The following is a 3,817-nucleotide window of genomic DNA, read 5'->3' as shown; positions in this document are numbered from 1 at the left end:
GCTTGCCCAGTGCAGCCTTGTGCCTGCGCCCGCAGGTGTCGAAAAAGCTGCGCGGGCGCAGCCTGCATGTGCTTGAGCGGGCCTTGCGCGACCTGCCAGTGCCAGTGCTCGGCCGTATCGACGATGACGCCTTGTGGCTGGACCTGCGCCAACTGGATGACGAAGCCCAGTGGTTGGCGCAGTTGCCAGCCCTGCAGCTGGGGCCGGTGCAGTGATTGTCGGCACTGCCGGCCACATCGACCATGGCAAGACCGCGCTGCTGCAGGCGCTGACCGGCCAGGCCGGTGACCAGCGCCAGGAAGAGCGTGCCCGTGGCATGACCATCGACCTTGGCTACCGCTATGCAGCGCTGGCCGAAGGTGCAGCGCTGACCGGCTTTATCGATGTGCCCGGCCACGAGCGTTTTATCCACAACATGCTGGCCGGTGCCCATGGCATCGACCTGGTGTTGCTGGTGGTCGCTGCCGACGATGGGGTGATGCCACAGACCCGCGAGCACCTGGCGATCATCGAACTGCTGGGCATTCCCCAGGCGTTGGTGGCGATCAGCAAAAGCGACCGGGTCGAGCCGGCCCGCCTGGCTGAAGTGCAGGCACAGGTCGGCGAACTGCTGGCGCCCGGGCCGTATGCCGGGGCACGGCAGTTCCCGTTGTCGAGCCTCAGTGGGGAAGGGGTCGAAGCGCTGCGCCAGGCCTTGCTGGAGGCCGAGGCGCGGGTGGGGCAAAGGAGTGTGCAGGGTGGCTTTCGCCTGGCTGTCGACCGTGCATTCGCGGTGACCGGTGCGGGTGTGGTAGTCACCGGAACGGCGCTGGCCGGGCGGGTCAGTGTCGGCGAGACATTGTTGCTGGGCAAGGCCGGCAAGCCGGTACGGGTGCGCGGCCTGCATGCCCAGAACCAGGCTGCGCTGGTGGCTGAAGCGGGCCAGCGGGTGGCGCTGAACATTGCGGCTGATCGCCTGGCCGTCGAGCAGGTACACCGCGGGGACTGGTTGCTGCCCGAGTGGCTGCATGCGCCCAGCGTTCGAGTGGATATCGAACTGCGCCTGTTACCGGGCGAGACGCGTACCTTCGAACATTTCAGCGCCGTGCACGTGCACCTCGGTACCCAGGATGTGACGGCCCGTGTGGCGTTGCTGGAAGGCGAAACCCTGGCAGCCGGCCAGCGCATGTTCGCCCAGCTGCTGCTCAACGCGCCGCTGCAGGCGGTGCACGGCGACCGCCTGGTACTGCGCGACCAGCGTGCCCAGCGCACCCTGGGCGGCGGCAAGGTGCTGGACCCGTTTGCGCCTGGCCGCCAGCGCCGCAGCGAACAGCGCCTGCGCCAGTTGCAGGTGCTGCGTGACGCCGAGGACCTGGAGGCAGCCCTGCCCGCCCTGCTTGGCAGCGCCCCCGGTGGTCTCGACCCACAGCGCCTCGAGCGGCAATTCAATCGCCTGCGCGAAACCTGGCAGTTGCCCAAGGACGTGCTGGTGGTGGCCACACGGCAAGGCCAACTGCTTTTTGCCTACGACCAGTGGCAGGCGCTCAGGCAGCAGGTGCTGGAGCAGCTGGCGCGCTTTCACCAGCAAGAGCCCGACCAGCTTGGCCCGGACCGTGACCGCCTGCGCCGCTTCGCCGCCTTGCCCCTGGAGCGACCCGCATTCGTCAGCCTGCTGGATGAGCTGCTCGATAGCGGTGCCCTGGCCAGCAGCGGACCATGGTTGCATTTGCCTGATCACAAGGTGCAGTTGAGCGAAGCCGACAGTGCGTTGTGGGCGCGCTTGCAGCCGAAGTTGCTGGCGGGCCGGTACGATCCGCCGTGGGTGAGGACGCTGGCAACCGAAGAAAACCGTGCTGAAGCCGACGTGCGCCTGTTGCTGCGCAAGCTGGCCCGGCTGGGCATGGTGCACCAGGTGGTGCGCGACCTGTTCTACCCTGATTCGACGCTACAGCGCATGGCAGAGCTGCTGCTGGGGCAGGCCAGCGAGACGCCGATAGTGCAGGTTGCCGCGTTTCGCGATATGTTGGGCATCGGTCGCAAGCGCAGTGTGCAGGTGCTGGAGTATTTCGACCGCATTGGCCTGACCCGCAGGGTGGCCGACCAGCGTTACATCCGCGCCGACAGCGCCCTGGCCCAGCAGCAGGCCAGGCACTGAATACAAGGAAGGCAATCGCGCCCGGTGGCGCGGCCGGGCTTCAAACCCGGTTGGGGACGGCAGCCGTTCCCGGGCAGGTTCGACTCCCGCTGCCTTCCGCCATTTTCTCGGGCCTGTCAGGCCCGCTCCCCACATAGATCCAGGGCAAACCACCGCTCTGCCGTGTCGACATCCAGCCCGGCCCCCAGCAGCGCAACCATCTTGCCCAGTGCCGCCTCGCGGGTCATGCCGCCGCCACTGACCAGCCCGGCCCCGCGCAGGCGGTTACCCGCCGCATAGGTATCGAACACCACCGACCCTTCAGGGCACTGGCTGATAGCCGCCAGCATTACCCCGCGCTGGCGCGCCGCGCGCAGCGCATCCAGCAATGCCTGGTCATCCGAAGGCCCGGTACCGCTGCCATAGCACTCCAGCAGCAGCCCTTGCACACCGCTGTCGAGCAGCGCTTTCAGGTGTTCGGCACGCAGGCCCGGGAACACCGGCATCACCGCCAGGTTGACCGGCTGGCGCTGTTGGCGATAGCCCAGCACCGCCGGCAATTCGGCGGCACGCTGGCCTTCACGATGGCGCGGCAGTGCAGCAAAGGCATCGAACGCTTCGCTGCGCAGTTTCGATGTCCGGCAGCCATGCAGCAGCTGACCGTGGAAATACAGCTGCACGCCATCCTCCAGCCCCTGTTCCAACTGGCGCAGCGCGCCACACAGGTTGTCCCAGGCGTCACTGCCGCCGGCACCTGCCGGCAGCATCGAACCGGTCAGCAGCACCGCTGCTGGCAGGCCCAGCAACAGGAACGACAATGCCGCGGCGCTGTAGGCCAGGCTGTCGGTGCCGTGCAACACCAGCACGCCATCATGGCCAGCCACATCCACCGCCTCGACGATGGCATCGCGCATCGCCAGCCAGTTGTGCTGCTGCATGTTGGCGCTGTCCAGCAGCGGGTTCAGCTCTTGCAGGGTCCATTGCAGATGGGGCGCATCGGCCATCTGGGCGAAGTGTTCGCGCATGCGCGCTTCAAAACCACCGGCTGGCGCCAGGCCTTCCGGGGTTTCGAGCATGCCGATGGTGCCACCGGTATAGAGAACGAGAAGATTCTTGACTGCACGCATGGAAAGCATCCGTAGCGGTGAGCGGAGAAAGAAAAGCCGCCCGCGAACGGGGCGGCTGGGTAGCGCAGGGTATCAGCGCTGTGGCTGGGCTTGAGCGGCCATTTTGTCAGCGGCTGTTTCGGCCTGGGCATTGGCAGGCCAGGCATTGCGGTCCAGGTCCAGGTCGACGAATTTGCTCGAGTCGAACACCGGTTGCTGGATACCGGCCTTGCGCTGGTCGTCGTAGTCGTTCATCACCCGCAGGCCGACCTTGAACAGCATGGCCAGGGCCACCAGGTTGACGAAGGCCAGGCAGGTCATGGTGATGTCGGCGAAGGCGAACACGGTCGACAGGTCCTGCATCGAACCCCATACCACCAGTGCCAGTACCAGGCCACGGAAGATCATCAGCACCACGCGGTTGCGGCTGAGGAACTGCAGGCTGTTCTCGCCCAGGTAGTAGTTGTAGAGGATGCAGGTGAAGACGAACAGCGACAGCGCCACGCTGACGAACACACGGCCCCAGTCACCGACCACAGCGGCCAGCGAGTTCTGGGTCAGGACAATGCCGTCGCCTTCGAAGCCTGGGGTGTAGAAG

Annotated in this window: 3 protein-coding genes, 1 tRNA gene and 1 pseudogene; 3 read left to right on the top strand and 2 right to left on the bottom strand. The window is 66.4% G+C overall.

Annotation, left to right across the window (positions count from 1 at the left end):
- The 3 genes and pseudogenes from HP547_RS27845 to HP547_RS27835 all read left to right on the top strand — a co-directional run.
- A pseudogene (locus tag HP547_RS27845) lies at window positions 1-215 on the top strand (L-seryl-tRNA(Sec) selenium transferase); the annotation flags it as partial.
- Window positions 212-2,134, top strand: coding sequence for a selenocysteine-specific translation elongation factor (gene selB, locus HP547_RS27840; protein WP_172220630.1), 1,923 nt, complete (start codon window positions 212-214; stop codon window positions 2,132-2,134). The pseudogene HP547_RS27845 and the gene selB, both read left to right, overlap by 4 nt.
- 6 nt (window positions 2,135-2,140) lie before the next feature.
- Window positions 2,141-2,236, top strand: a tRNA-Sec gene (locus HP547_RS27835).
- Window positions 2,237-2,250: 14 nt separating this feature from the next.
- On the opposite strand, the gene HP547_RS27830 is transcribed toward HP547_RS27835, so the two are convergent.
- Both HP547_RS27830 and HP547_RS27825 read right to left on the bottom strand, forming a co-directional pair.
- Entirely contained in the window at window positions 2,251-3,240 is a 990-nt protein-coding gene (locus tag HP547_RS27830; protein WP_172288670.1) for an asparaginase, read from the bottom strand.
- 72 nt (window positions 3,241-3,312) lie between these two features.
- Window positions 3,313-3,817: alanine:cation symporter family protein (locus HP547_RS27825; protein WP_172288668.1), on the bottom strand; the 505-nt coding region annotated here is incomplete at its 5' end.

It is taken from the genome of Pseudomonas sp. CM27, assembly GCF_013179515.1.
In the GTDB taxonomy this organism is placed as follows: Bacteria; Pseudomonadota; Gammaproteobacteria; order Pseudomonadales; family Pseudomonadaceae; genus Aquipseudomonas.
Note: the sequence above shows the minus strand (reverse complement) of the source record. Positions and strands in the feature narration are given on the sequence as shown.

Bases quoted from the DNA above. Each gene is read 5' to 3' on its own strand.
- HP547_RS27830 (WP_172288670.1), bottom strand. From the start codon at position 3,240: ATGCGTGCAGTCAAGAATCTTCTCGTTCTCTATACCGGTGGCACCATC.